Here is a 3,180-nt window from a genome sequence, read left to right on the forward strand (position 1 = left end):
AAAACTACTTGGGTGTTGTATGGTTAAGCCTCACGGGTAATTAGTATCAGTTAGCTCAATGCCTCGCAGCACTTACACACCTGACCTATCAACGTTGTAGTCTCCAACGACCCTTTAGGGAGCTTAAAGCTCCAGTGAGAACTCATCTCAAAGCCTGCTTCCCGCTTAGATGCTTTCAGCGGTTATCAGTTCCGAACGTAGCTACCGGGCAATGCCATTGGCATGACAACCCGAACACCAGTGGTTCGTCCACTCCGGTCCTCTCGTACTAGGAGCAGCCCTCTTCAATTCTCAAACGCCCACGGCAGATAGGGACCGAACTGTCTCACGACGTTCTAAACCCAGCTCGCGTACCACTTTAAATGGCGAACAGCCATACCCTTGGGACCGACTTCAGCCCCAGGATGTGATGAGCCGACATCGAGGTGCCAAACACCGCCGTCGATATGAACTCTTGGGCGGTATCAGCCTGTTATCCCCGGAGTACCTTTTATCCGTTGAGCGATGGCCCTTCCATACAGAACCACCGGATCACTATGACCTACTTTCGTACCTGCTCGACGTGTCTGTCTCGCAGTTAAGCTGGCTTATGCCATTGCACTAACCGTACGATGTCCGACCGTACTTAGCCAACCTTCGTGCTCCTCCGTTACTCTTTGGGAGGAGACCGCCCCAGTCAAACTACCCACCAGACAGTGTCCCCAAGCCGGATTACGGCCCTAGGTTAGAACATCACGCATACAAGGGTGGTATTTCAAGATTGGCTCCACCACATCTAGCGACATGGTTTCAAAGCCTCCCACCTATCCTACACATGTAGGAGCAATGTTCACTGTCAAGCTATAGTAAAGGTTCACGGGGTCTTTCCGTCTAGCCGCGGGTATACGGCATCTTAACCGCAAATTCAATTTCACTGAGTCTCGGGTGGAGACAGTGTGGCCATGATTACGCCATTCGTGCAGGTCGGAACTTACCCGACAAGGAATTTCGCTACCTTAGGACCGTTATAGTTACGGCCGCCGTTTACCGGGGCTTCGATCATCAGCTTCGTCCGAGGACTAACCGAATCAATTAACCTTCCGGCACCGGGCAGGCGTCACACCGTATACGTCATCTTTCGATTTTGCACAGTGCTGTGTTTTTAATAAACAGTTCCAGCCACCTGGTTACTTCGACTACTCTTAGCTTACTCCGCAAGGGATTCACCGTGAGCAGCGTACCTTCTCCCGAAGTTACGGTACTATTTTGCCTAGTTCCTTCACCCGAGTTCTCTCAAGCGCCTTAGTATTCTCTACCTAACCACCTGTGTCGGTTTGGGGTACGGTTCCTATATATCTGAAGCTTAGAAGCTTTTCCTGGAAGCATGGCATCAACAGCTTCATCACCGTAGTGACTCGTCTCGTATCTCAGTGTTGAATGAAGTCCCGGATTTACCTAAGACAACCACCTACGTACTTTCACACGGACTACCAACGCCGTGCCTGTTTAGCCTACTCCGTCCCTCCTTCGCAATATATAGAAGTACAGAAATATTAATCTGTTTCCCATCGACTACGCGTTTCCGCCTCGCCTTAGGGGCCGACTTACCCTGCCCTGATTAACATGGGACAGGAAACCTTGGTCTTTCGGCGGGGGAGTTTTTCACTCCCCTTATCGTTACTCATGTCAGCATTCGCACTTCTGATACCTCCAGCAAACTTCTCAATTCACCTTCAACGGCTTACAGAACGCTCCCCTACCACTCATCATAAATGATGAATCCGCAGCTTCGGTGACTAGTTTAGCCCCGTTACATCTTCCGCGCAGACCGACTCGACTAGTGAGCTATTACGCTTTCTTTAAAGGATGGCTGCTTCTAAGCCAACCTCCTAGCTGTCTATGCCTTTCCACATCGTTTCCCACTTAACTAGTACTTTGGGACCTTAGCTGGCGGTCTGGGTTGTTTCCCTCTTCACAACGGACGTTAGCACCCGCAGTGTGTCTCCCGCATATCACTCATTGGTATTCGGAGTTTGCAAAGGGTTGGTAAGTCGGGATGACCCCCTAGCCTTAACAGTGCTCTACCCCCAATGGTGTTCGTGCGAGGCTCTACCTAAATAGATTTCGGGGAGAACCAGCTATCTCCCGGCTTGATTAGCCTTTCACTCCGACCCACAAGTCATCACCGCATTTTTCAACATACGTGTGTTCGGTCCTCCAGTTGATGTTACTCAACCTTCAACCTGCCCATGGGTAGATCGCCGGGTTTCGGGTCTATACCCTGCAACTAAACGCGCAGTTAACACTCGCTTTCGCTACGGCTCCCCTAATCGGTTAACCTTGCTACAGAATATAAGTCGCTGACCCATTATACAAAAGGTACGCAGTCACCCGACTAAATCGGGCTCCCACTGCTTGTACGTATGCGGTTTCAGGTTCTATTTCACTCCCCTCACAGGGGTTCTTTTCGCCTTTCCCTCACGGTACTGGTTCACTATCGGTCAGTTAGTAGTATTTAGCCTTGGAGGATGGTCCCCCCATATTCAGACAAAGTTTCACGTGCTCCGTCCTACTCGATTTCACTTAAAGGTTGCTTTAGTATACGGGACTATCACCCTGTATCGTTGTCCTTTCCAGAACATTCTACTAGCGCCCAATAAGCTTAAGGGCTGATTCGCGTTCGCTCGCCGCTACTAACGAAATCTCGGTTGATTTCTTTTCCTCGGGGTACTTAGATGTTTCAGTTCTCCCGGTTCGCTTCGTTAAGCTATGTATTCACTTGACGATACCTAGCTTATGCTAAGTGGGTTTCCCCATTCGGACATCTTTGGCTATAACGGTTTTTATCACCTCACCAAAGCTTTTCGCAGATTAACACGTCCTTCATCGCCTCTAACTGCCAAGGCATCCACCACATACGCTTAGTCACTTAACCATACAACCCTAAGTAGTCTTTTCTAATTAAAGAATCGAAAACGAAGTACACCCTGGAGACTAATCCAAGGCAATTGTAAAGTCTGACATTTTCACGTACTCAATATATTTCCAATTACTTGGTCATATAAGATGAGTTACTTGATAAGACATCTTACTCTTTCGAGTAGTATGAATTCGATAATACATCCTTGGGGGGATGCACTATCACCATTACTTCATTCACGATAAGAGAATGAACTAACAGCTTGGTATTTATAATCACCT

General features: G+C 48.6%; 1 rRNA gene. It reads right to left on the reverse strand.

The window, feature by feature from the left end:
• Nucleotides 1-19: 19 nt before the first annotated feature.
• Nucleotides 20-2,914 (reverse strand): 23S ribosomal RNA (locus CXF71_RS10035).
• Nucleotides 2,915-3,180: the final 266 nt, after the last annotated feature.

The organism is Colwellia sp. 12G3 (genome assembly GCF_002836775.1).
Lineage (GTDB): Bacteria > Pseudomonadota > Gammaproteobacteria > Enterobacterales > Alteromonadaceae > Colwellia.